Raw genomic sequence first — 26,332 nt, 5'->3', positions numbered from 1 at the left:
TCGCATTGCAACAAAATAGCTTATAAAAAAGTCTTTCTAAAAAAACTTTAAAAAAAAGAGCTATCCTTATACCACCTTTCATTACTATACCCGTCTATATATAAAAGCCTTCACTTTTTGTATGAAAGAAGAAGGCCTTTAGACCTATTTAGTGATAAATAAAACAAGAATTATATGAATTTGATGCGGATGATTTTTCGTCATTGTATTTTGGCAATTATGCTATTATTGGTTTTTCGTGTGCAAGCCCAGCGTTACCAGATTATTCCGAAACCGCAGGTACAGCAATGGACTGAAGATAGTCTTTTAGTAAATAAAGATATATATATCCAGTACAAAGGGAAAAATGATACTATTCAAAAGACTATAACGCTTTATCAGGAGCAGCTACATAAACTGACTGGGCTGCCGGTGAGTACAGCAAAAGGTGGTGCCGGTGTAATAACTATTCGTGTCCAGGACAATATAAAGACTCCGCTACATAGTGAAGGGTATATCTTAGATATCAGTACAAAAGATATTACTATCCAAGCGAAGGGCCATGCAGGGGTATTCTACGCATTGCAAAGCTTGCGACAGTTGTTGCCTCCTGTCCGTACGAATGAAAAGATCGTACTAAGGGCGGGGCATATAGAAGATCAGCCAAAAATCAACTGGAGAGGGATGATGTTGGATGTTTCCCGTCACTTTTATACGAAAGAATCCCTATTTCATATCCTAGATCTGCTGGCACAGTACAAGATGAATGTATTTCACTGGCATCTTTGTGACAATGAAGGTTGGCGATTAGAAATAAAGAAATATCCTAAACTAACTGAAGTAGCCGCTTGGCGCAACGAGGTCGTAGGCAGTAGAATGTATAGTAAAGATAGTACGATCAATCTTCGCGATACCTACCGGTATGGCGGTTATTATACACAAGCCGAAGTCAGAGAAGTTGTTGCCTATGCTGCTCAGCGTAACATTACGATATTGCCCGAAATCGAGATGCCAGGACATTCAGGAGCAGTGCTGGCGGCATATCCCGAACTTTCCTGCAACGGAAAGGCACAGGCCGTGCCCAACCGTACTGTTGTCGGCGGTATTGTCGATCAGGCCACTGTAAACATGGAGTTTTGTGCAGGAAAAGAACAGGCGTTTCACTTTTTGGAAGACGTATTGGAAGAGGTAATCTCTCTTTTCCCGGGCAAATATATTCATATCGGAGGCGATGAGGTCGATAAAGCACACTGGAAAAGCTGTTCTGCATGCCAAGCACGTAAAAGAGATTTAGGTCTGCAAGATGAAGATGAACTGCAAAGCTACTTTGTCAAGCGTATGGAGAAGTTTTTGAGTTCAAAAGGGCGTAAGTTAATCGGTTGGGACGAAATACTAGAAGGTGGGCTTCCCGAGAGCAGTACCGTTATGTCTTGGCGCGGTGAAAAAGGGGGCATAAAAGCAGCACAGATGGGGCACGATGTAATCATGTCTCCAAGTGATCCATTGTATTTTAATAGGTATCAAGATGATCCAGCAGCTGAGCCTTGGGCAGCCCGGTTTTCAATAAACACATTAGATAAAGTATATGCCTATTGGCCATACAGGAATCTAGGAGGAGCGGAGTATGATAAGTTTGTAAAAGGTGTTCAGTTTGCCATATGGACGGAGTTTGTACCTTCTGTAGAACATCTAGAATACATGATGCTGCCGCGTTTGCCTGCATTGGCCGAAGCTATTTGGACAGGTCCCGCTCAAAAAGATTATCAAGATTTTGTAAAGCGCCTTAACCAAGGGCATTTTCAGCGCTGGCAACAAAGTGGTGTACGTTTTCATTCGAAGCTATTTAGGCAGTAATCAATCAGCACGCTATGTTATCTCAAGGTGCAAGTTTAGAAAAAGCAGAAGATAGTAGATTGTTACGACTCTTAAGTGAGGGCGATGAACAGGCTTATATAGTGATTTACAATCGCTATGCCCCTTTATTGTATATACACGCCGAGCGGATGCTCTCTGATACCGATCTGGCACAAGATGTTGTCCATGATTTATTTGCTGCTTTGTGGGATAAGCGGGAGCAGTTAAATATCGCTATAAGTTTAAAAGCATATCTCTACAAATCAATACGCAATAGAGTTTTAGATCTTTTCGCCAAGGAAAAAGTACGTCTTGATTATCGTGATGCCTTGCAGCACAAAGGAGAGCCAGTAGAGGAAGTCGAAGATAAATACCAATATCGAGAGCTGGAAGATATTATCGATTCCGAATTGGGACGTTTGCCCGAACAGATGCGTAAAGTTTTTTTGCTGAGCCGTATAGATGAAAAAAGCTATAAAGAGATCGCCGAGGAACTTCAAATTGCCGAGGGTACCGTCAAAAAGCAGATATACATGGCACTCAAGCGTCTTAGGCAACGTATTATCTATTTCATTATCCTCCTCGTATTTCTTTTAAATTTTATATACTAGATATACCACTTTACACCATTAGTCCCGTCTCAATAGTATAAACCTTTGCCCATATGGAGAAGTCTATCCAAGATTTATTAAATAAGTACCGTGAAGGTACTATCACGGAAACCGAGAAGGACGAGCTTTATTCTCGTATTTCAGATTTTCGTGGCCATTCTACCGAAAGCTGGTCTTATGATGAGTTATCAAAAGATATGGAAACCATGAGCCCTACTTCATTACATAAGAGAAAGCCCTTTTATAAGCAAGTCTGGATACGATATGCCGCTAGTATAGTGCTTGTAGCCGCTGCTTATATGGTATATCAATATGTGCCTATTAAACCCGAATCCATTGCCACATTGCCCATAGAAAGCGAGGTGGACAAGGCGGCAGGTGTCTTTAAGGCATATATTAAAGGTGAAAACGAACAAAATTATACAGCCTTAGATAGTTCTTCTATGAAGATTTCGGGCTTGTTAACCGAGCAGGAAGAATATTCGGGCGAAAGTTGGCAGTTGCTACATACACCGAAAGGGACAGAATTTAAGGTCGAATTGGAAGACGGGTCCGTATTATGGTTAAGTCCAGAATCAAGTTTACGTTTTCCAAACCGGTTCACTGCTACCAAAAGAGAGGTGTATGTGGAAGGTGAAGTGTTATTTCAAGTTGCTCATCAGCATAATAAGCCCTTCTATGTACATACGGACCAACAACATATCGAGGTAAAGGGAACACTTTTTAATGTGAAATCCGATAACCAGCAAACGATCACCACGCTAATTGATGGCGCTGTGTGGGCCAGTAATAAACACGGAGCGGGGACAATTGTGCTCAAGCCGGGACAGAGCATTGCCGCACAAGGGGACAATCAAAGGTTTGTGACAGTTTCTATTCCTGAAATCTTGGCTTGGCGTGATGGTTTCTTCTATTTTGAAGACAAGCCATTAGAAGAAGTGTTGCAGAAAATAGCACAATGGTATAATGTCAAGATCGATCGTGGCAATGTCGATACCAGCGTGAAGTTAAACGGTCGAATATCAAAAAAGAAGAGTTTAATGGATCTGGCACGCGTGTTTACACTATCTACCGGAATACAGTTCCGTTTAGTCAATAATACCTTATTGCTTAAGAAGGGCTAGTTGCATCCTAGCCATCTCAGTTAAAAAAATATAATTCCTAATTATGATAAAACAGCGTAAATTTTTTACAGTGTCGAGGCATCTGCGGGCGGCAGACAAGATGTATAGCTTCTTGCTGCTTTCGTCTGCATTGGCCTTAAGCCAAGTAGCCCATGCGGAAATACTTCAGCGTATTCAATTAGAAAAGAAAGTGAATAAGCTGGAGTCGACGATTAAGACTATTTCAGATCAGACAGGCTATGATTTTATTTATCTTTCCGATCATGCCAAATCTATCGACGTGAAGCCTCAGCAAACACATTACCCGAATATTGAGACAGCATTGTCCGATATATTGAAGGGGACATCGCTACGTTATAAAATAGAATCGCAAACCGTAATATTAGAACGAGTAACGGATGCCTCGGCCCGACAGCAACAAGAAGTGCGAGGCAAGGTTCTTGGTGCTGATGGCCAGCCACTCGCTTCTGCTGTGGTGCGTTTAGATGGCAGCAGCAGTGAGACAAGTACCAATACATCCGGAGATTTTGTACTTAAAGTGCCGGAAATTAAGGGAACTATCAGTATAACGTATCTGGGTTACCAAACACTTCGTCTTCCTGCTAAAGCCGATATTGGTCGTGTACAATTATTAACGGGCGTTTCCGTTATGGACGAAGTGGTGGTCGTGGGGATGGGTAGCCAGAAAAGAAATACAATTACATCCGCCATATCGACCATAAAAAAAGAGGATATAGAATCTAGGCCCGTTACCGATTTGACTTCCGTCCTACAAGGAAATGTGGCAGGATTAAACTTTTCTACTGATGCCACCTCTGGAAATGCGGTTGGAGGCGAAATTGGCGCGCCTATTTCTTTCAATATACGTGGCATAGGGTCTATCAATGGCGGTGAGCCCTATGTATTGGTAGACGGAGTAGAGCAGAGCCTGCAAAATGTCAATCCGGCCGATGTAGAATCTATTACCGTACTTAAGGATGCCTCCGCTTCTGCCGTTTATGGGGCACGGGCCGCCTATGGTGTCGTACTAATAACAACCAAAAGCGGACGTGCGGAAAAAGCCCGATTAAGCTATCAGGGTACTGTCGGGTTTAACAGTCCGATCAATCTACCCGAGATGATGAGCTCTGTAGAGTTTGCCCGTTATATCAATCAACGAAATGATAATATGGGGGTAAAGCCCATCTTTACCGACGCCACCATCGAGAAGATGGAGCAATTTTTGGCAAATCCATATGGTACAGGTCTTCCAGGGCTTGGTTTAAATACCGATGGATCCGACTGGGCCAGTGCCTACGACAATCAATATGCGAATACCGATTGGTTTGATTATTATTTTAAAGATGTATCCCGTCTTCATATTCACAATCTTAATATTACGGGAGGGTCGGACAAGATCAACTACTACGTGGGTACCGGTTTTGTTGATCAACAAGGGTTGTTGAATAGCGTTACGGATAAGATGAAGAAATACAATCTTAATAGTAAGCTGGAAATTCGCGCAAGAGAATGGTTAAAATTCAATTTCAACAACAACCTCTCGTACAATGCTATTGATCGTCCTATGCCCAATCAAACCATATTTTATGGGACCATAGGCAATGCGTATCCCAATAGACCTACACATCTTCCTGTTAGCTCATCTTACAATCTGCCCAACTGGAACGAAATGATGTTCCTTAAAGAAGCATTTTATAAGCAGTCCCGTATTTCCGATGCTTTGTCGTTATCAGGCACGATAACTCCGGTCAAAAATTGGGATATCATTGGCGATATGAAAGTAAGATTTGACGTTGAAAACAATAATTTCACCCTCAAGCGACCGCAATACGAGCAGCCTACCGGAGCGTTTTTAGTTACGCAAGGCAATAAGCAGGGCTATCACTATCCCGGCATGACCTGGCAAAATACACAGTTTGGATCCTATACCCGGGGTTCGGCGTTCAATTACTATCTGTCGCCCAACCTTTCCTCAAGTTACCAATCCAGAATTGGCGAGCATTTCTTCAAGATCATGGGTGGTTTTCAGGCCGAAGTACAAAATTACTCAAGCGAGTATATGTACAAAGACAATATGATGAGCGAGGGGATCTATTCTTTTGACAACGCTAATGGTCAGATTTTTGGCGACGAGGCCCGTAGCCATTGGTCTACCATGGGTACATTTGCACGCCTCAACTGGCATTATCAAGACACCTATTTTGTAGAGATGAGTGGGCGTTACGATGGTTCCTCTCGCTTTGCTCCCGGGCACCGTTGGGGATTATTCCCTTCTGTGTCTTTGGGCTACGATATGGCCAAAGCAGATTATTTCCAAAAGTTAAACCTACCTGTATCGCAGTTAAAGCTGCGGTTGTCCTATGGCCGTCTTGGCAACCAGAATGGAGCGGGGCTATACGATTATATCAGCTCGATGAATCTGGTAGCCGATCATGCCAATGCTTGGTTATTGCCTGGAGCGACGGCTACGCCAAGCCGTGGTACAATAGCTTTAACACCCAATATGGTGAGCCCCTATATCACATGGGAAAAGGTAGATAATGCCAATTTGGGTATAGACCTCAGCGCTTTTGATAGTCGTCTTACGCTGACAGCAGATGTATATGAGCGCACTACCCGCGATATGATTGGCCCTGCCGAGGCTATTCCACTATTATCCGGTATTGCCATAGAGTCTCGTTCTAAAGTGAATAATGCTACACTGCGAAACAGAGGCTGGGAGCTTTCTGTTAATTGGGCAGAAAAGCTAAAATCTGGCTTTAGCTATGGACTAGGATTCAACCTGTTCGATTATAAGGCTATCGTCACCAGGTATAATAACCCAGAAGGTGTTATTTTTAACAACCATACAGGGCTTACACGCAACAAGGGGTATTACGAAGGCATGGATATAGGCGAAGTATGGGGATACCGTGCCGACGATCTATTTATGTCTAACCGTGACATCGACGCCTACTTATCGCAGGTCGATCTTTCCTTCTTTAAGGGCAACAATAACTGGCAGATGGGAGACCTAAAATACCTGGATCTCAACGGCGATGGAAAGGTAAATCCAGGAAAAGGTACGTTATCCGATCATGGCGATTTAGCGATTATAGGCAATGCCACTCCTCGTTATTCTTTCGGTGTTAATTTAAAATTGGGTTATAAAGGGTTTGAGATTTCAGCGTTCTTGCAAGGTGTAGCTAAGCGCGATTTTCCAATGGCCGGAAGTACCTATCTTTTTGGCGGGCGTAACTTTTTTAAAGAACACTTAGATTATTTTAGCTATGATAATCCGGGAGGATACCTTCCTCGTTTGTCCGATCCTGTTCAGACCGATTATCAGGTTAATACCGGTTATAATACCAGTCGTTACTTGCTCGATGCATCCTATCTGCGTATGAAAAACCTGATGGTTTCGTATAGCTTTGCCAACGAGTCTATCAAGAAGTTGGGTATTAGCAATCTACGTATATATGCTACGTCCGATAATTTATTCACGATAAGTTCCCTACCGGGGCAGTTTGATCCCGAGACCATCAATCAGGTTAATACCTGGGCTGGAGGTAGTAATGCTGCCGCTCCCGGCTTAACATCAGTTCTGTTGCAGAACGGAAACGGGAAGGTATATCCATTAAATAAGAACATTGTTTTGGGCTTAAATCTGAACTTTTAATAGCAAACGACATGAAAAAAATATTTATACCCATTCTTGTGAGTTTATTTTTGAGCGGTTGTTCCGGTTTTTTGGACCGCGAGCCGTTGACTATGCCTAATAGTGAAAATTTTCTGCAAGGGCAGCCACAAGTGTTAAACTATATCAACGGACTGTATACCGTATTGCCGTCTTTACCTAAGTTCGGTATGGGTGCACGTGGCGAGGAGAAAAACTCGGACAATATATTGGCTGAAAATTATGATAAGCGTCTCAATGGCGAGCTACCTATATTTGATGGTGGCAGCGATTGGACCGTAGCCTATCAAAATCTACGTAACATAAATTACTTTTTCGACTACTACAAAATTAAACCCGAGCTAGAAACAGCCGATATTTTATCTTTTAAAGGCGAAGCTTACTTTTTACGTGCCTATTGGCATTATTACCTATTGACTCGTTTTGGTGGAGTGCCCATCATGGATACCCTTTGGGACGATCGCGCTACCTTAGAAGGGTTGCAGATAGAAGCTGCAGACCGTACCGAGATGGCCAAATTTATCTTGGCCGACTTGCAGCGTGCAAAAGAATTCTTACATCCACGTTCTCGATACAAAGGGTTACGTATATCTAAAGAGGCCGCTTCCATTTTGGCTATGCGTGTAGCTTTACATGAGGGTACTTGGCAGAAGTACCATAAAGGTACCGAGTTTGACGCAAAAGATAACCAGTCCACATATTTTCTGGAGCAGGTTATGCAATGGGGCGATGAATTATTTGCTTTAAATAGCCTACAGTTACAGCGTAAAGACCAGACGGTCACCAGCGAAGAGGCTGTTTTTGGTCAGCTTTTTAACCTTAAAGACCTTTCCAATATCAGTGAGGCTGTTTTTTGGAGGCAGTACTCCAGTTCTACGGGCGTATTTCATGCATTAACAGGCTTGTTAGGTACCGGTGTTGTGGATCAGGAAGGGCCAGCAGGACTTTCCTTATCACTAGTCAATAACTATTTAAATACGGATGGAAGTTTTATCGATCCAAACGATGCCAAATACAAAGACTTTAATACCATGTTTGCTGGGCGGGACGCCAGGCTTCTAGCAACGGTAATGCATAGCAATACCAAGTTCAAATCAGCTGCTAGCGGTGCTAAGCCATTGGTTGTAAAGGAATATACAGAAGCAGAGAAAGATATAATAAATCCGCCCTATCTACGAGGCGATGGTCAGGGGCGCAACGTGACGGGATTTCATATCCGTCTCGGTGTCGACGAGAACTTTGTATCCGGTAACGGTGAAAATGCGTTCACGCTAATACGTTATGCCGAGGCGTTGCTTAGCTATGCTGAAGCAGCCGAAGAGCTGGGACGCTGTGATGATGCTGTGCTTAACAAAACACTGCGCTTGTTGCGCGAACGTGCAGGTGTTGCTTATATAAAGCCCGCATTATTGGATCCAAATTTTACCAATTTTGGATATCCACTCACGGCCAATATGCAAGAGATACGGAGAGAGAGACGGGCCGAATTAGCACTACAAGGTTACCGTTTGCAAGACCTATTACGCTGGCGTGGGCATAGTGTCGTTCAGGGCAAGACGGGTAGAGGAGCTTATTTTGGAAAAGATGGGGTACTATACAAATCCTTTCCGGGTAAAGATGCCGATATCTTAGCGCGCGTTTTAGTAGATGCGCAAGGCTGGATGAACCCGCTTCAACAATTATTGCCAGGGGGGTATCAGTTTAAAGAAAATCGAGACTATTTACTTCCGGTACCTCCCGAAGAGCTTTCGTTAAATAAGAAGTTAAAGCAAAATCCTAAGTGGAATTAAATTTTATCCCATGCAATCAAGAATTACATACCTCATATTTTTGGCTATCCTCTTCATTGGGGGGGTAGCTATATTTCAATCGTGTAGCGACGAGTTATTAAATCCGCTGCCCAAACCTGTTCCTTTGGTCGTTAAGCTAAGCAGCCAAAGTTTGGTCATGGGTGATATTCTGGAAATAGATATTTTCGTGGACGATCCCGAGCTCCGTAGCAACGAGGAGTTTGATATCTATTTATCGGCCAAAGCGGGTTCTGCCAACGTAGCTGCCACAGTTTTCGAGTCATTCCCTGAAAAGATCATCTTTCCGGCAGGCGAGCGTCAAGTGCATTTGCAGATACCTGTCAAGAAAACGGGTATCGATCGTAATTACGACTTTGATTTAACTGCTTTTGTCAGAGGTTATAAAGTAAACGGTTCAACACAGTCGGTGTTGGTTTCCGATTATCATTATACCGTCGTCGGGCTGAAGAATAACCCCGATAAAGAGGTAGGGGAGGGTGAGTCATTTATTTTGACAGCAAGCATCGGTGCACCAGCAAAAGAAGCTGTAACCGTTCAGGTACAGGCTAAAGCTGGCGAAGAGGGCAATTACGAAGGATTGGTTGAAAAATTGATCATTCCTGCCGGAGCTACTACGGTAGAAAGCACTGCTGTACTGTTGAAGAAAGACCTCATCTATACGGGCAATACGAATTTAACCTTACAGCTGGTCGGAAGTTCCAGTATACATCCATTATACGAGAATGAAATCCAGATACTAAAGCGCGATATCGATGCGCCATTGGGAGACCTATCAGTAGATGAGCGCTGGGTTTATGATAATCCTGATATTCCTTTTATGTCGCCTCAGAATAAGACTGCTGTGCAGGGCTGGTACGACAAAGAGTTGCGGGAGATACGTTTAGGCGATCCACATCCGAAATTAGCCGGTTGGAACTTCTATAATGCGATGGAATTTCATGCTATCCCGGCAGCTTATGCATCGGCTGTCGTTCCGAATGCATTCGGCAATTATGTGCCGAAGGGATTTGCTGCACAAAATACAGCTTTAGTGCAGACAGTAATGGCAGTCAATAACGAAAAGTATTCTACCATTACACCGGATGGTATTATGAAAATGTGGGCAGTAAAAGAGAGTGCTACAGCAAGTGGTGGGGCATCGGGTGCGCGTGCTTATGGTACAGCAGCCTTTTATTCGTCCAAGTTTGCTGATAATAATGGGGCAAATGTTACTTTCGCACCACAGCATACGCGCATCTATCCCGGTATGCGTATCGAAGTACGTGCTCGAATCCGGGGCGAAAAGAACGGATTCAACTGTGCCATCTGGTTGCAGGGCAATGCGCAAAATAAGCTCAGCTGGCCATCCTACGGAGAAATTGATATTCTGGAAAACCCGGTAGGGCCTAAGACGGGTACAAATGTAGCATTTCAAACCTTCCATCTGGCCGATCAAGGAGTAGCCGATTTTAATCCGCATTACAGTGGTACCATCAGTAAAATGAATGAATGGAATATCTATTGGGTAGAGCTGGTGGATGCCAATACGATTCATATGGGTATTAATGGACAAAAGAATGTGACATTACGTAAGTCGGATATGAAAAATCCAGCATTATGGCCTTTTGATAAGACCATCAATCCTGAGGGATTACATTTCTTATTGACGATGGGCGCGCCAAGTGAGTGGGGGCTAGGTAGCCCGGTTCCTTCAGGTTGGGATTCTGGCTTTGCGGATATATTATTTAACGATAGCAAAACCAATAGCCGCACTCCGCGGATGGAGCTAGATTGGATTCGTTACTACACGAATGCCAATTATAGTATAGGCGATCGTAAAAGTGCTTACACACATAATAACATGTATTTCTACTAATACGTTATAAAATAAAAAGGGAGTTCAAATTTGAACTCCCTTTTTATTTTGATATCATTGAAACGATTTTAATTAAAGCAAGACGAAGAGAAAGAGACTTTGAATCATTTATCTTCATTAATTGATAATGTCTAAAAATCGTTTATTTGGAACTTATTTTTACGGGTACCGGAGCATTATATTTTTTAAGAGCAGCGTCCAATCTGTTTTTTAGATCTTCAACTATTTTATCATATCTATTGTCATCAATTAGGTTGTGTTGCTCTCCTAAATCCTTTTCTACATTATAAAGTTCGTAATTATTCGACCTATAGGAATAGATCAATTTAAAATCCCCTTTACGGATTGCAGATCGGTAGTTAAATCCATCGCCGTCCCCATCAATCCATTTATTTGGTATATGGAATATCAAATCTCTAGTCGTATCTGGTTCGATATGCTTGCGCAGTCTGTTGATTTGAGATTTTCCATCAATATGTTGTATGACTGTAGGATTTTTGATGTTTGCCATATCCAGTACAGTAGGGAATATGTCTTCAATAATGACAGGAGAATTCTCTCTCCGTCCTTTTATATTCCCTTTAATCCCTTTGATGAGCAGCGGAACACGTATTCCTCCCTCATAGATCGAACCTTTGCCCGATCGTAAAGGTTTATTGTGTGTGTGCTCCATGCCATCTCTAGTATACGTTAGACTTAGACCGCCATTGTCACTGATAAAAACTATGTATGTATTGTCTAATGCCTTTTTAGAAGCAAGATAATCTAATACATCGCCTAAGCTTTTATCCATCCCCTCTATCATAGATGCGTATTTTGCTTCATTTTTACTAATTCCCCTGTCGATATATTTTTGGTAGTATCGTTTGTCTTCCATTAAAGGGTCGTGGATAGCATAGTGGCCAAGGTTTAAGAAGAAAGGAATCTTATTATCAATAGGGTAGTCTAGTGTCTTGATAGCCTCTCTAGTCAGCGCTTCGGTCAGGTAGATATCATCTTCAAAATATTCTTGCAGGTTTTCAACACCATGATAGTCTTTTTCATTTCGTCCGAAATTTTGAGTTCCCCAATAACTTGCCGGTCTTCCGGTAGAGGTACCTGCTATATTGACGACAAAACCCAATGAATAGGGGTTAGATCCCGGAGTGCCAGCAGATCCCCAATGTGCCTTACCAGCATGAATGGTGAAGTATCCGTTGTCCTTCAGGATTTGAGAAAGAGAGGTTGCATGAATGGTATTGGCTATTCCAGCTATTGGACTTAAGCCGTTATGATTCCAGATCGGCTCTTGCAACTCATCATCTTTTCTACCCGTAGGTCGATCCTTCATTGGAGCCGTCCAATTGGTGACATGGTGTTGACTGGCGTTCATCCCCGTGATTAGGCTCACTCGGGATGGGGTACATACAGGCGTACTATAGGCATTAGTAAAGGCTATGCTTTCTTTAGCCATACGCTCCATATTTGGTGTATTGTAAATCTTGTTGAATGCACTTGCAATACTATCGAAAGGGTAAGAAGTATCTTGCCATCCCATATCATCCACCATAAAGACGATAATGTTAGGTTTCTTTTGGGCAAAGGATGATGTTGCCAGCAACATGCCTATAAAGGCAAGTTTTAATCTAAATTTCATTATTCTGTATCGTAAATTGAGAAGTTTATAATCTTAGGAGTTGCTTTAGCTTGCAATACGGTTAACCTAAACTCTTTTGCGTTGCACGTTTGTGCGAGCTTCTTAATGTATTTGTGGCCCACAGCCGTTCCTCTGTCAATTTCTTTCCATTGTTTACCGATTTTAGCTTCTACAATAAATTCTGAAATACGATGTCCTAACGCAATATCTTCTTGAATCATGATATAGTTCACCGCTTTGTTGCCCTTGAGCTGAAGCCTAGCTTGCTTACCTTCTGTTTGTGTTTTTGCTAATGGAATATCAAATAGTGTTTTGATCTTTTCTCCGAACTCTTCCATCCGTTTAGCATCACCTTTGGGTACCAATCCGGTGTTATCTGGCGTAATTCCCATGATAAGCGTGGAGTTGCGTCCTACAGACTTGCAGTACATGTCGACTAATTCGTTTAACGGATATACCGAGTTTTCATCCCCTGGCTCCCAAAACCATTCATGTCTACCATTTGCACCGCGTAGGGGAGCGTCCGACATGGCTGGTACGAAGTATTTTCCTTCAGGATCTCCATGTTTAAGTAAGTAGTAATTGTTTTCCGATATGGGCTTAGGTGCAGACTCTCCCGAGCCGGTAAAGTTGTAGGTAAATGTTGACCAATTAGGGTAGCCAACTGTACCCGATTCTGATCCTGCCCATCTAGCCTCAGCCAATTGGTCGTTATGGTAGAATAGACAGTTTGGTTGATATTTTTGCACAATAGGCAGTACATTAGGAGCTCCTTTATCAGGGTGGCTTGCTCCCCCGTCAAACCAAATTTCGAACAATTCACCATAGTTTGTGCATATTTCCTGTACCATACCTTCGGCCATACGATTATAATACTCTTGACGATTCTTTTGCATCTGTCCTGTTCCATCCACTTTAAAATCGTGTACACCAAAGAAGCTATTCCATCTAATGCCTACGTATACACCAGGTTTTATTCCATGTTTTCTGCAAGCTTCAACAAAATCCTTAAGTAGATCTGCTTTACCGTCTTTAAAACTAAGTTGGCTTACGTTGTAAGGATTGTATTTTGAAGGGAAGATAGCAAATCCTGTTTCGTGCGTGGCTGTAATAATAGCAAATTTAGCCCCCATTGCTTTTGCACTCAGTACCCATTGTTCTACATTTAATTTTTCTGGATTAAAAATTTGAATATCAGGCATGGGCTCCAGCCTATTACGCGTTTGACTGTATTTTTTACCGTCAAAAACATGTAGATCGTAATGAAATACAACACCCAATTCCGCTTGTTGCCAAGCGACCTGTCTTGCATTGGGTACTACTAGATTTTGAGCATTTATGGATATAGCTTGGGTACAAGTTAACAGTAAAAAAGTGAATTGGTACAGCAGTTTTCTAAAGTTCATCATATTATTTTAAAAATGTATAAATACATTCACCCTAGTTATTTAAGGTGAATGTATTTTAATTAGTCACCAACAGCAACCGAATTGGTCACGGTAGACCAACCTGGATTTTGATAAATACTTGAGGTTGAATAATCCTCATTACCAGCCTCAGCGGTTGTTAATCTAAAGTGTGTTGTAGCTATCGGATTAAGATATTTATTTTGATTCCACGTGTAACCATTAAATGCTATATTTCCTGCGTTAGCTCGGTATATGCGGAGGTATTTGCTATCTGTGCGAGCAGATACATTGGAATTGGCATTTCCGTTTTCTATCAACTGTATTGGCGATATGTTGTGCTCTGGATTACTATAGAGTTTGTAGTTCTCATCCCATAGATTAAATCCTTGAACATGATACTCACTAACCTGATCTAGCGCTCTCCATCTCTTAAGGTCATTCCATCGCATACCTTCAGCCGCGAACTCGATTCTACGTTCTCTACGTATATTATACAACGTTGGAGAAATGATAACACCTGCGGAGTACTTTGCCCAGTCGTTTTCTTTAGACAAATCGGTATATTGAATTGTTTTGTCAATGTCCGTATCCATGTTGCTGCGCGTTCTAATCGCCTTCCAGTATTTTATACTATTTTGATCTAGTACTCCATTTAATTCAAAATCGGCTTCTATATAATTCAAGTATGCTTCAGCCGCGCGGAAAACCACACTCGCGATTGTACTGGTTTTAGTAGGGGCCTGATTAGCATCTGGCGTCAGGCCTTTCTTCAATGAATAGCCTGTTGTTGACCTCAGTTCTGCCAGTCCGATTACAATCGGAGGTCTATAAAAGTAGCCTTTGCCATTTAACGCCCATTCATTGAACGATGGGTCATCGGCCAATAGGTCACCGGTTTTTAATATATTATATCCCATCCTTGGGTCCCTACTTGCGAAGGTATTAGCATAAGTTTTATCACCTTGGTAGCCAGACCCATTTGCGTATATAGGTAAGCCATTTTGCATAAGGTGTGATTCAACTATATCTTTTGTAAAGCCCGTATTTCCACCACCATTTCGTTGGATATTACCGACTACATAGTGGAAAATATTGATTTCAGAATTTGTGCTGTACGCTCTCCAAAGTAAAACTTCTGAATTGCCTGTCAAGGAATTACTGTTAAACATGCTTTGATAGTTGGCAGCCAAAGTATATTGTTCAGCTACAATTTTTGCTGACTCCTTGGCCTGCTCTAGAAAAAATCGGATTTCCTGATCAATATTGATGCTAAAATCCTTCAAATAATCTTTGTTAGCGCCAGGCCAGCCGGGTCCTCCTGGTACTCTTGCAGTACCTTTATGATATTTTTCCCAAGTCGCTTCAAATAGTGCCACTCTGCTTTTGAGTAATGCAGCTACGTTTTTACTTAAACGGTTCTGAGCAGGGGCAGTCGCTTGCATTAATGAAAAAGCTTTATCGAGGTCGGCTAAAATAAATCTGGCAACTTCATTACGAGGCCTCCTTTTACTTTGCTCAACTACAGCTTCATAATTGTCTGTAACAGCTTCTGTAACGATTGGGAAATCCCCCAAGCTTACTAACTTATTAAAATAGGTAAATGCCCTAAAGAAGTATACTTCTCCGAGGCAATGTTTTATTAAAGTTTCATTACCTGATATTTCTCCTTTTTCGATACGAGGGGTTACGGTATTAATAAAGTAGTTTGTGGAGCGGATGGTTGAAAAATCCCAATCCCCCCCCGTGTTAGGTACGCGAGTCTGGCCTTTCACAAAAACTGTGTTTGGTGCGGTAGCAGCCTGATTGTCAGTTCCATTGTCGGTAGCAAATGTACCTAGCCCATAAGCGCCAGCTGTGTGTGATGGTAATTGAGTATATAAGCCTGCTGCATAGGAGGCTAAATCATTATCCGTTTTTAAATAGGTTTCTGTTGAAATTTCTCCTAAGGGCTCTCTATCTAAAAATTCGTTGCAAGAGCTGAATAGTAAGGAACCTATAAGGGTATAGAAAAATATTTTTTTCATGACTTTAAGATTAAAAAGTGATATTACAACCAAAAGAAAACGTTTTCGAAAGAGGGTACGTTTTTCCGTTACCCCATGGACCGTTGATGGCTTCAGGGTCATATACGTCCGAAATGCTTGTGATGGTGAATAGATTCTCTGCGCTAAAATAGACTCTAGCTCTTTTGATCTTACTGCGTTGCAATATATTTTCCGAGATTGTATATCCTAACTGAATGTTTTTCAAACGCAGGTAAGACGCATTCTGTAAATATTTCGTTTGCACTTCTTGATTCATTCCTTTTCCTATGTACGGCCTAGGGTAATATGCATCTGTATTAGCTCCGAACACTGAAGTTGTACCTTCAGGCCGATAATAGTCAAGGTGTTCCTCAAAACCAGTAGACTGCCATTGTCCAGACCCTACTCCCCAGAAATTGGGGTCACCTAACCAGGCATCTCTTTTGGCTACGCCCTGTAAGAAGGCGCTAAAGTCAAATCCTTTCCAGTCCATTCCTAGATTGAAACCGACTAGATAACGAGGACTGTTATTACCAATAATCTTACGGTCGCCTGGATTATCTAGCGTGCTTGATCCAGCGTTTACTTCTTTGTCTCCATTTAAATCTCTGTACATGATATCTCCCTCACCCCAGTTTGATCCCCATGTAGGTTTATTATTTTCTAACCAGGCGTTCATTTGTTCCTGAGACTTAGCGATACCTTCGGTCTCGTAACCCCATATTTCACCTAATACCTGACCATTGTAAAAAGTCGATAATGATTTAGAAGCATTAGGGTATTTTTTTACTGTTGCTGTATTGTCTGAGATATTGGCACCAAGGGTATAGCCTAGATTGCCAATTTTATCATTCCAGTTGACCACAAGCTCCCAACCTTTGTTTTCTAAGGTTGCATTGTTTGTGTTCGGCAAAGATGTACCAAATACAGCACCTATTTCTGCGGCTGGGCCAACCATACCATCCGTAGTGCGGGTAAAATAGTCAAAGTTCAATTGTAGTCTATTCTGGAAAGCAACAGCATCAAACCCTATGTTTAATGTTTCTATTTTTTCCCAGGTTAACGTGCTACTTATCATACCAGGAACAGTCGCTACCGTAGGTTTTGAACCACCTATTAACCATGATCCCGAATTTGCTGAAATCGGTTGTGTCAGATAGAATGGATAAATGGCGATGGTATTTTGGTTGCCGAGCCTGCCCCATGAAATCCTTGGTTTCAATACCGATAGGTAATTTCCCGTATTCATAAATGATTCTTTAGCCATATTCCATCCTACCGATACGCTCGGAAATAAGGACCAGCGTTGATCTCTGAGGTATCGGGAAGATCCGTCATATCTTAAGTTAAATTCAACAAGATACTTGTCATCAAAATCGTAATTCAAACGGCCAAAAAATCCTGCTGTTGCCCAGTCATATACCGATGCAGACGTTATTTTGTCTGTTCCTCCCGCAGCACTTATTTCAGGTACAGATTCTGAATATAGATTAGGTCGCAGCGCACCTAGTGTTCTATATTTGAACATTTCCGTATTTGCTCCGACCATAAGCTTAAAAGCATGATTATCTATTTTAGTTGTGTAATCGGAGTATACACTGGTGGTATACATGTTTTGATTGACATAATATTGAGAAGCTTCTGTAGCACCAGCTGTTCGTGATCCGTCAAACTGTAATAATAAAGGCTCACCTTTTACATTGTACTCGCGTACAGAATTAACATTACTTTGATTATTTTCATTGACGGTGCGAAGCCCTGCCTCAGCATATATGTTCCAGCCTTTTGCGGGATGCAATACGATCTGTCCTTGTAAAAATAAGTTATCATTATTTGTAATAGAACGACTTCCACTGGTCAGCTGTGCTAATTTACCATTTCGCATATAATGTCCATTCGGATCTTTAAAAGGCATCATTGGCCACATTCGTACGATATCGTGGTACAATAGGCCTGATAAACTGTTGTAGTAGGGGTTGTCTAAATTAGATCGTACAAAACGAGTTGTCAATTTAACATCGATCAGGTCATTTAGTTGGGCGTTTATTTTTGCCATGGACTGAAAACGCTTATATTTATCTTCGCCGTATCTCAAGTTTCCATTTTGGTTTAAATAGTTAGCAGAACCGTAGTATTGATACTTTTCTGATCCACCACTGATATTTAGGTTATTTTCTACAGACCATGCATTTTTGTAGTGTACATCATACCAATTAACATTGTCGTTGGCCCTTTCGTGGAATTGCCAATTGCCATTCCCTTCATTCGGTATGGTGGTGGTTGTTATTTTACCGGCAATATAGTCCTGAATACGTTGTATAGTATTGCTATCAAAAATAACCTGACCCCCATCGTTAAGAGCAGACTCGTTAAAATAGTTAGCAAAATCATAGGAGTTCAGCAGTTTTGGTAGATTTGTAGGTCTCGTATTTCTGAAATTATTGGAATACGATATTGATGAAACACCTGCTTTTCCTGATTTGGTGGTTACCAATATGACACCAAACGCTGCTCTGGATCCATAGATTGAAGCCGCAGAAGCATCTTTTAAAACTGAAATAGACTCAATATCATCCGGGTTTATATTATTGATGTTTCCTTCTACGCCATCAATTAATACTAGGGTACTAGCTGTTGAACCCGTACTGATAGTACCGGTACCACGTATGTTAATATTCATATTCTGTCCCAACTCACCTCCTAATGCTGGTGCCGAGATATTCAATCCGGGTACAGTTCCCTGTAAAGCCTGTGCAACAGATGTTACAGGTCTTGATTCTAATCTTTTGGTATCTACAGTAGCCACTGCTCCAGTTATATTCGTCTTGCGTTGTGTACCGAATCCTACCACTACCACTTCGTCTAGATCCTGATTAGATTCAACTAAACGAACCGTCAATGCTTGACTAGAAGAGATGGTGATCCTTTGGTTATTATAGCCTATAAACGAGAATTGTAGTATATCACCAATAGCTGCGTGAATTCTAAAGTTTCCGTTATTGTCGGTTTCGGCAATTCTGTCCGAATTCACCACTTTAACCGTTACTTTTGCAATAGGTTTTTCCTGTGCATTTATAACTTTACCTGTCACCATGTTTTGAGTAGTGGTAATATAGGTTGTCGCTTTATAATCAGTTTTGATTGCCTTTGGTGCAGTTTTACGACTGATGACAATTGCCTTTTTATTAATCTTATACGTAAGACCTTCACTTTCCAGTGCAATGTCTAACGCTTTTTCTAAAGGTGTATCTCGTAAATTGAGATTTAGGTTAATGTTTTGTATATCTTGAGCTTTTGATACAATATCGTAACCCGTTTGTTCCTTTATAAGCTTAAAAAAATCAGCAATACGTACATTCTTTCCATGGATTGTGATTGATTGGCTATGAACTGCTGCCCATGAGTTTAATGTCAAAAGAACAGTACAAATAAATGTTAGTTTCATATACAATATGACTTTAGAGGGCAATAAAAACTCACCTCTCCTTAAATAATATTTTTTCATTATATTTGGTTAGTAGTTAATAGTTTATATTAATGATAAGATATTGGAGAATGGCGGTTCTCCAGTATTTTTTATTATTCTTTTATACTTTCTATTCGTATCCTCCTTCCTTTTATTGAAAATTTAGCAATACCAGATTGCTCAATAAGTCCTAAGACTTCTCCTATTTCCCTATATTTTGATATCGTAGCCCAGACTTTTAATTGTCCAACTTCTTTATTGTATTCAAAATCAACATTATACCATTCGCCTAGTTTTTCTGCAACAGATTGTAAGGGCTCGTAGTTAAAAAGGAAATATCCATTTTTCCAAGCGATATACGGTTCAGTATCCACTGTTGTAATTTTTTGATTTTTATTGTTAGCTGTTACCAACTGTTGTCCAGGTTTTAGAATGGTTTGATCATTATTTACGGATACTTTGCCTGTAATTAAGGTGGTTTCCGTTTTACCGACTGAAGATCTGACGTTGAATTTAGTTCCTAATACTTTAATCTTCTGTTGGTCAGAGAAAACAAAAAAAGGTTTTTTATCGTTATGCGCAACTTCAAAGTAAGCTTCTCCATCTAGCCATACATTACGGTTCGTTCCAGATTCTGATGTAAAAAACTTTAATTTAGAATTACTATTTAACCACACTTTGGTTCCATCTACCAAGATTATTTTAAACTCTCCACCCCTAGGGGTCTGTATCCAGTCATAAGTTTCAGCAGGGGCATTGGCAATATTATTTGCGGTATACACGACTGTTCCATCATCTATTTTCTCAATATTGACATGATTATAAGATATTAGGCTGTCTTTGATTAAGGTGTTTAAATCTAACTTGCTTCCATCAGACAGTTGCAAATGGGCATTATTTCCGCCTACTACAATCAATTCCTTATCATTGAGTGACGTAGAGGACTTAAAACTAAATTGATATATACTAAACGCAGCATATATTAATATTGCCGCGGCTGCAGAAATAATCCATATTTTTTTTAATTGATTTTTTAAAAGCGTTTTTTCAGGAGAATAATGTGCCAGTTCATCTAGGTCCTGCGATATTTGAGAGGGAAGAATATTAGTTAATTTTTGATACTTAGTATTAGCCAAATACCAGTTTACTAGAACTAATCTTTCCTCTTCAGACAATGTACCCTGCTGCCACTTATTTAATAATTGTTCAATTTCTTGATTCATCAACATTATAGGTTTTAAAGCTATAACGAGGAAGTGGGACAAAAGGATGACTCTATATTATAAAAAAAATGAAAAAAAATTTATAGACTTAATTTTTAGTCGTTTAATAGCTCTACTTAGATGAGTTTTTACAGTGTTTATGGAGATATTTAAGTTTTCGGCAATCTCTTTGTTTGATTTCTGGTTGAACTTACTTTCTTGGAAAACCAGTCTCATTTGTTCAGGCAGAACTGCAATTTTTTCTTCGACAGCTTTCATTAATTGTCGTTCAACCTCTGATTCATCTTCGATAAAAACAAAATCCATTTGGTTTATTTGAAGCAGATATTTTCTTTTTACAGCGTCTTTAGCGAAACGATCTAGGATATTGTTTCGGGTCGATTTAATTAAATACGCTTTAAGGTTATAGGTTTCTGAGAGAGTTTCAACGTTCATCCATAATTTCAAAAAGACATCCTGGACTACGTCTTTGGCTTCGTCTCCATCTTGAAGCATGGTTAGAGCATGCAAATATAAGGTACTATAATGCTCTTGATATATTTTATCAAATTCTTTCTTAAAATCCTTATTACTTGGAAAAGACATAATATAGATAACTAAGGCGAATGTTAAGATAAATTTTTGGTTTAATCGGAAACCAATACAATATTACTTAAAATATTTTATTTTGATGCAAGAGTAATTGTAGGCAAAATGAATGAAAAGAAGAAAATTGCCCTTAATCAGTTAGGGATGCTACTTCAAACAGCATATTAAAGAATCGTTTTAGTATCTCTCTAATAGTATATTAAGATCTTAACCATAATAGTAGTACTCCGTTATTGCTTTCAGGAGATGGTGAATATAGATCTACAACGGAATTTTCTGTTAGTTATACTACAAAAGGAGCTATCCCAATTAATACAGATAGCTCCTTTTGATATTTATGATAGGCAGTTTGGATTTACCAGCCAGGGTTTTGAACTAATTTTTTGCTTTTTTGAATTTCGTTCAAAGGAATAGGGTATAAGTACATTTCTCTTTCAAATGCTCTGTTTTCATAAGATGTGCGCTTAAAGAATTCAGCCTCTGTAGCAGCCCCCATATTCATGCCATAAAATAGTCCTCCTTGACCACCTTTGCCGACTTCATTCTCCGCTATCATCCATCTCCGAACGTCAAAATAACGTTGTCCCTCAGTTGCTAGTTCAATACGCATTTCAGCTCGAATAGCATTTCTTTGTAGATCTTTATTACCTTTTATTTGTGCTTTTATATCCTGAAGTTTGGGTATACCCGCTCTTTCTCTTACTCTATCTACATATTCTAGAATTAGCGGATTAGAAGGATCAATTTCATTCATTGCTTCGGCATATAGTAAATAGAATTCAGCCAATCTAAAGATAATAGACGGTCTATAATGACTTTTTGGAAAGGAGCCTTGATTATGCACATTTCTTGAGATTCTCTTATATAGTAAATATCCTGACCAGGGATGATCTGCAGCTGTGTTGTCATTACCATTTCCACGATTGAACTTTACTATGCGATTAGTCAAGTGCCATTTTCTTCCATGATAAAATACCGTTTGATAAAAACGTGGTTCTCTATTTACCCACATGTTGTAGGTTCCGGCCTCTGTACGTCCAGTAAGATCATCTCCGGCTATAGAGAATCCACTTTCTTTATATTTCGGAGATTCTTCGATGGGTAAACCATCATTCATAAAGAAATCATCGACTAATTCTTGTGTCACGGCAATACAAGCAAATCCTGCATTTTCAGAACGAGGTGTGCTACGTCTATCAACCCCTTCACCATTTACAGCGCCCCATGATTGATTTGGGTTTGCCCAAATAATTTCCGTGTTGTAAGACATAAACAATTCGTATAGCGATTTATCAGGATCATATGTGCCATTCGTGTAAGCTTTATATAGTGCGTATTTGCCCGATTCAGCAAAGTCTATAAACTCTTTCATTGCTGCTCCAGCTTTTGCCCAGCGGGCAGGGTCCGCGCTGTCAAACAACTTTTTGCCTGAAGGATTTGTTAATGCCAAAGCTTCTGTGTAGCCACCATTAAATAATGGACTTGCCGCATACATCATCAATTTGGCGCGAACAGCTAGTGCAACACCTTTAGTTGGTAACGACAGATAGTTTTGATCTGTAATTATTTCGTCCAGCTCAGTGGAGACATCTGTCAATTCTTTGTAAATCCAATCAACAACTTCCTGAACAGAATTACGTTCAAAATCGATATCGCTCAACGAAGGATCAATTGATTTTTCGATGATAGGTATAGGGCCATATTGTTCAAAAAGAAGGTAATGATAATATCCTCTTAAAAAGCGAGCCTGCGCTTTCATCTTATTGAGCTCAGCGGAACTGATAAAATCTGTATCACCTGTTTGGGGAATTTCTTTGGCATTCTCTAAGAAAAGATTCGCCTGTCTAATAAGGGTGTATAGCGTTCCCCAACGGTGAAAAGGTGCGTTCCCCGAATTGTATCCGTTAGCATTTAATGTACGAAGCGTTCCTTGAGCCATTTTTAGTTCGTCCGATGCGCCCGTCCATGGGTTGGTCAATGCTGCAGCATCTAGAATCATTCCTGAGCTATTTGGAATACCGGAAAAAATATTACGGTGCCAATTACGGGTATATTCCGCATTCTCGAAAACTTCTTTCATCGTCAATTGTCCGGCCAATTCATCTGAAACGTCCAAATAGTTTGGATTACATTGCACAAGCGATAAGGAGACGAATGCCAATAGCAAATAATATATTTTTCTAATTTTTTTCATAACAGAAAGTCTTTAAAAAGTAAACTCTAATCCAACAGTGTAGGTCGAAGGCAATGGATAGTTCATTCCTTCATTTGCGTTCCCTAATTCAGGATCCCACATCTTGACCTTGTCCCATACGTAAATATTGTTGCCATTCAAGTATACACGTCCAGATTTAATTCCAACTCTGTTCATAAACGATTGCTGGAAGCGATATCCCAATTCCACATTTTTCAAACGGACAAATGAGGCATCTCTAAGCCACCATGTACTAGCAGCAGAGTTGTTGGCAAATGTTGAAGAGTGAAGGCGAGGGTACATCACATTGTCTGATGGGGCCTCTTCAGTCCAGCGATTTAATGCTTCAGCTCTTAAGTTGGATTCATCCACACCCCATTGGAACGGGAAAAATGATTGAGGTACATTAGCCCCAAGAACTGTCGATGTATTACCGGCACCTTGGAAGAAGACATTTGCATAAAAGCCTTTATACTCTCCTGAGATACCAAATCCATAGATCAATTCAGGAACAGAAGGGTCAGCTATTTCACGAGTTTGGTCATATTGATTTATTATTCCATCTCCGTTCAAATCCTTGTACTTGATATCACCTGGACGAATATTTGAGCTTAAGCTTGAACTGACTATGCCCTCTTTCAGACTATATGTTTTTACCCCATTGACCTCGCTAATAATAAAATCCTCGTGTTTATAAAGCCCATCTGCGACATATAAACTAGAAATGTTAAGTCTACTACCAGTTTGATTCATCCACGGGTATAGTTGTGGAATCTCATCGTATTCTATAATTTTATTACGTGCAAAAGTTAAGTTTCCGCGAAGACTTAATATAAAATCTTGACCGATTTTCTGACGTACATTCAGACTACCGTCAATTCCCTTGTTATCAACTTCCCCATAATTTTGCCATGGGCTTTGGCGAAAACCTGCAACAGCAGAAACTGTACGACGTTGTAATAATATATTTGAACGGTTATTATCAAAATAATCCACCTGTAGGTCAATTTTATTATTGAATAGACCCAGTTCCATTCCAAAATTACGTTTCAGTTCGATTTCCCAAGATAGGTATGGGGCTTCAAATCTTCCCTCTATTACTCCATTCATCCCATTTAAGGAACCTGATCCTCCTATACCAAATGGATAACCAGTTGTTCCCGTTGTAAATGTTCCCCGGTATAAAAATCTGGATCCCCCTGTATTATCGTTACCCGTTTTACCTACAGAAGCTCTAAATTTTAAGTTGTTTACAATAGATTTAAAGTCATCACCAAAGAATTTTTCATTAGAAGCAATCCAAGAAGCACCGACAGCAGGAAAAAATCCGAAACGGTAATTTTTAGCAAATGTTTCCGATCCTGTAAAACCAAAATTACCTTCTAGCGCGTAACGATCATCAAACATATAGGTTACCCTTCCCACATATCCTTGTTTTCTAAATGCTAAAGCTTCGTCGTGGCGTTGGTTTTCTTTTTGATAAGATAACAACATTCCGCCTACCTCATGTTTTTCAAAGAATTTACGGTTGTAACGTAATGACATTTCTAAATAGATATTCTTACTGCCCGTGTTGCTCTCTGCCGGCTCCCCGAAATCCGGATTACCAGCCACCACTTCTTTGAACTTTAATGAGCCATCCTCATTTCTACCAGTAGCATAGAATTGTTTTGGTGTTTTAGTGCGTGACATGTAATAATTCATTACAGCATCGTAGCTTACATTGGCTTGCAAGGATAGTCCTTCTGTTAGAAATTTTAAATCTTGTTTAACGCCTACATTAGACTGAATTCCAGATCGCCATTCTTTTGCATAGCCCGATTCCATCAAGAGGTTATATGGATTCACACGATTGCCACTCGGTCTTGGGTGGCCTGCCACGGTACCGTCTGAATATACTGCCGGAAATAAATAGCTTGGAATAGTAGTCATTCGTTGAAAAATCGTCGATGTACCTACTCCGGGATAGTTTGTCGTTAGGTATTGTCCGGATAGATCAACAGATAGGGAAGTAGTCTTACTAACCTGCAGATCTATATTGGAGCGAAGATTAAAACGTTTTAAACCGATATTGTTGTTATAATCCGCCAAATTATTCTCTTTGAAAATTCCACTTTCCGAAAAATATGCTCCCGAGACAAAGAATTTTGCAATATCACCACCGCCTCTGAAGTTTAACGTGTGACGCATGTTGTTTGTTTTGTTATCGAGCATTAGATCCAGCCAGTTTGTATTTGGATATAGGTCTAAATCTTCTCCTTTGCGATAGTTGCTGATCAATTCATCAGAAAACATTGGTGCAGCTCCCTCATTTCGTAAAGCTTCATTGTAAAGAGTCATATAATCTACAGAATTTACAAATTCAGGAAGTCTTGTAGGCTTTAACATACTATACTCACCACGATATGTGACCTTGGTTTTTTCATTGCGTCCACGCTTAGATGTAATGATAATTACACCATTCGCTCCTTCGGCACCATATACAGCTGTAGCCGCAGCATCTTTTAATAAGGTAAACGTTTCAATTTCATCGGGTTCTATGTCGGCCATAGCTCTAGGTACCCCATCCACCAATACCAATGTGTAATCTTCCCTTAAAATAGCTACGATTATTAATGTAGTTTTATAATTTAGGGACAATGAAAAAAAGTAAGTTTAGCGAATCACAAATCATCAAGATTTTATCACAGCAGGAAGCTGGGCAATCGGTTTCGGATATCTGCCGAGAGCATGGTATTAGCCAAGGGACTTTCTATTCTTGGAAGAGCAAATATTCGGGTATGGAGGTTTCGCAGCTTAAGCAGTTGCGGGAAATGGAAAAAGAGTTGGCGCAATACAAAAGGATTGTTGCCGAGCAGACTTTACAGATTACGGTTTTAAAA

General features: G+C 40.3%; 15 protein-coding genes. 7 read left to right on the top strand and 8 right to left on the bottom strand.

Annotation, left to right across the window (positions count from 1 at the left end):
* Positions 1 to 174 precede the first annotated feature (174 nt).
* The 6 genes from B5X76_RS09405 to B5X76_RS09380 are packed head-to-tail and all read left to right on the top strand — an operon-like array spanning position 175 to position 10,910.
* Positions 175 to 1,833, top strand: a complete 1,659-nt coding sequence (locus B5X76_RS09405; RefSeq protein WP_217699643.1) for a beta-N-acetylhexosaminidase — start codon at positions 175 to 177, stop codon at positions 1,831 to 1,833.
* Positions 1,834 to 1,847: 14 nt separating this feature from the next.
* Positions 1,848 to 2,444 carry an RNA polymerase sigma factor gene (locus B5X76_RS09400; RefSeq protein WP_079642857.1) on the top strand — a complete coding sequence of 199 codons (597 nt, stop codon included), beginning with the start codon at positions 1,848 to 1,850 and terminating at the stop codon, positions 2,442 to 2,444.
* A gap of 53 nt (positions 2,445 to 2,497) precedes the next feature.
* Entirely contained in the window at positions 2,498 to 3,568 is a 1,071-nt protein-coding gene (locus B5X76_RS09395) for a FecR family protein (protein ID WP_079642856.1), read from the top strand.
* 43 nt (positions 3,569 to 3,611) lie between these two features.
* A complete protein-coding gene (locus B5X76_RS09390; protein WP_217699642.1) occupies positions 3,612 to 7,226 on the top strand; it encodes a SusC/RagA family TonB-linked outer membrane protein in 3,615 nt (1,204 codons plus the stop codon).
* 11 nt (positions 7,227 to 7,237) lie between these two features.
* Positions 7,238 to 9,034, top strand: coding sequence for a RagB/SusD family nutrient uptake outer membrane protein (locus tag B5X76_RS09385; protein ID WP_079642854.1), 1,797 nt, complete (start codon positions 7,238 to 7,240; stop codon positions 9,032 to 9,034).
* Positions 9,035 to 9,044: 10 nt separating this feature from the next.
* On the top strand, positions 9,045 to 10,910 hold the full coding sequence (locus tag B5X76_RS09380; RefSeq protein WP_079642853.1) for a DUF5006 domain-containing protein: 1,866 nt from the start codon (positions 9,045 to 9,047) through the stop codon (positions 10,908 to 10,910).
* A 142-nt stretch (positions 10,911 to 11,052) separates the two neighbouring features.
* Here the strand turns inward: B5X76_RS09380 and B5X76_RS09375 are convergent, their stop codons facing one another.
* The 8 genes from B5X76_RS09375 to B5X76_RS09340 form a co-directional block, all read right to left on the bottom strand.
* Positions 11,053 to 12,546: a sulfatase gene (locus B5X76_RS09375; RefSeq protein WP_079642852.1), complete on the bottom strand. Its 1,494-nt coding sequence runs from the start codon at positions 12,544 to 12,546 to the stop codon at positions 11,053 to 11,055.
* Positions 12,546 to 13,955, bottom strand: a complete 1,410-nt coding sequence (locus tag B5X76_RS09370; RefSeq protein WP_139375262.1) for an alpha-L-fucosidase — start codon at positions 13,953 to 13,955, stop codon at positions 12,546 to 12,548. Before B5X76_RS09370 ends, B5X76_RS09375 begins: the two co-directional genes overlap by 1 nt.
* A gap of 59 nt (positions 13,956 to 14,014) precedes the next feature.
* Complete coding sequence (locus B5X76_RS09365; protein WP_079642850.1) at positions 14,015 to 15,979, bottom strand: RagB/SusD family nutrient uptake outer membrane protein; 1,965 nt, start codon at positions 15,977 to 15,979, stop codon at positions 14,015 to 14,017.
* A 10-nt stretch (positions 15,980 to 15,989) separates the two neighbouring features.
* The gene (locus tag B5X76_RS09360) at positions 15,990 to 19,424 is read right to left on the bottom strand and encodes a TonB-dependent receptor (protein WP_079642849.1); all 3,435 of its coding nucleotides are present in this window, start codon (positions 19,422 to 19,424) and stop codon (positions 15,990 to 15,992) included.
* A 134-nt stretch (positions 19,425 to 19,558) separates the two neighbouring features.
* The gene (locus tag B5X76_RS09355; RefSeq protein WP_176141031.1) at positions 19,559 to 20,668 is read right to left on the bottom strand and encodes a FecR family protein; all 1,110 of its coding nucleotides are present in this window, start codon (positions 20,666 to 20,668) and stop codon (positions 19,559 to 19,561) included.
* A 57-nt stretch (positions 20,669 to 20,725) separates the two neighbouring features.
* Positions 20,726 to 21,253 carry an RNA polymerase sigma-70 factor gene (locus B5X76_RS09350; protein ID WP_079642847.1) on the bottom strand — a complete coding sequence of 176 codons (528 nt, stop codon included), beginning with the start codon at positions 21,251 to 21,253 and terminating at the stop codon, positions 20,726 to 20,728.
* 358 nt (positions 21,254 to 21,611) lie between these two features.
* The gene (locus tag B5X76_RS09345; RefSeq protein ID WP_079642846.1) at positions 21,612 to 23,450 is read right to left on the bottom strand and encodes a RagB/SusD family nutrient uptake outer membrane protein; all 1,839 of its coding nucleotides are present in this window, start codon (positions 23,448 to 23,450) and stop codon (positions 21,612 to 21,614) included.
* A gap of 12 nt (positions 23,451 to 23,462) precedes the next feature.
* Complete coding sequence (locus B5X76_RS09340; RefSeq protein ID WP_245801015.1) at positions 23,463 to 26,090, bottom strand: SusC/RagA family TonB-linked outer membrane protein; 2,628 nt, start codon at positions 26,088 to 26,090, stop codon at positions 23,463 to 23,465.
* Between B5X76_RS09340 and tnpA the strand changes: the two genes are divergently transcribed.
* Positions 26,090 to 26,332 (top strand): IS66 family insertion sequence element accessory protein TnpA (gene tnpA / locus B5X76_RS09335; RefSeq protein WP_139375261.1); only part of this gene is annotated, 243 nt, incomplete at its 3' end. The two genes, B5X76_RS09340 and tnpA, sit on opposite strands and share 1 nt — an antisense overlap.

It is taken from the genome of Sphingobacterium nematocida, from assembly GCF_900168125.1.
Taxonomy (GTDB): domain Bacteria; phylum Bacteroidota; class Bacteroidia; order Sphingobacteriales; family Sphingobacteriaceae; genus Sphingobacterium; species Sphingobacterium nematocida.
This window is presented reverse-complemented; position numbering and strand designations above follow the sequence as displayed.

Coding starts and splice junctions, on each gene's coding strand:
- B5X76_RS09405 (WP_217699643.1), top strand. CDS start 175: ATGAATTTGATGCGGATGATTTTTCGTCATTGTATTTTGGCAATTATG.
- B5X76_RS09400 (WP_079642857.1), top strand. CDS start 1,848: ATGTTATCTCAAGGTGCAAGTTTAGAAAAAGCAGAAGATAGTAGATTG.
- B5X76_RS09395 (WP_079642856.1), top strand. CDS start 2,498: ATGGAGAAGTCTATCCAAGATTTATTAAATAAGTACCGTGAAGGTACT.
- B5X76_RS09390 (WP_217699642.1), top strand. CDS start 3,612: ATGATAAAACAGCGTAAATTTTTTACAGTGTCGAGGCATCTGCGGGCG.
- B5X76_RS09385 (WP_079642854.1), top strand. CDS start 7,238: ATGAAAAAAATATTTATACCCATTCTTGTGAGTTTATTTTTGAGCGGT.
- B5X76_RS09380 (WP_079642853.1), top strand. CDS start 9,045: ATGCAATCAAGAATTACATACCTCATATTTTTGGCTATCCTCTTCATT.
- B5X76_RS09375 (WP_079642852.1), bottom strand. CDS start 12,546: ATGAAATTTAGATTAAAACTTGCCTTTATAGGCATGTTGCTGGCAACA.
- B5X76_RS09370 (WP_139375262.1), bottom strand. CDS start 13,955: ATGATGAACTTTAGAAAACTGCTGTACCAATTCACTTTTTTACTGTTA.
- B5X76_RS09365 (WP_079642850.1), bottom strand. CDS start 15,979: ATGAAAAAAATATTTTTCTATACCCTTATAGGTTCCTTACTATTCAGC.
- B5X76_RS09360 (WP_079642849.1), bottom strand. CDS start 19,424: ATGAAACTAACATTTATTTGTACTGTTCTTTTGACATTAAACTCATGG.
- B5X76_RS09355 (WP_176141031.1), bottom strand. CDS start 20,668: ATGAATCAAGAAATTGAACAATTATTAAATAAGTGGCAGCAGGGTACA.
- B5X76_RS09350 (WP_079642847.1), bottom strand. CDS start 21,253: ATGTCTTTTCCAAGTAATAAGGATTTTAAGAAAGAATTTGATAAAATA.
- B5X76_RS09345 (WP_079642846.1), bottom strand. CDS start 23,450: ATGAAAAAAATTAGAAAAATATATTATTTGCTATTGGCATTCGTCTCC.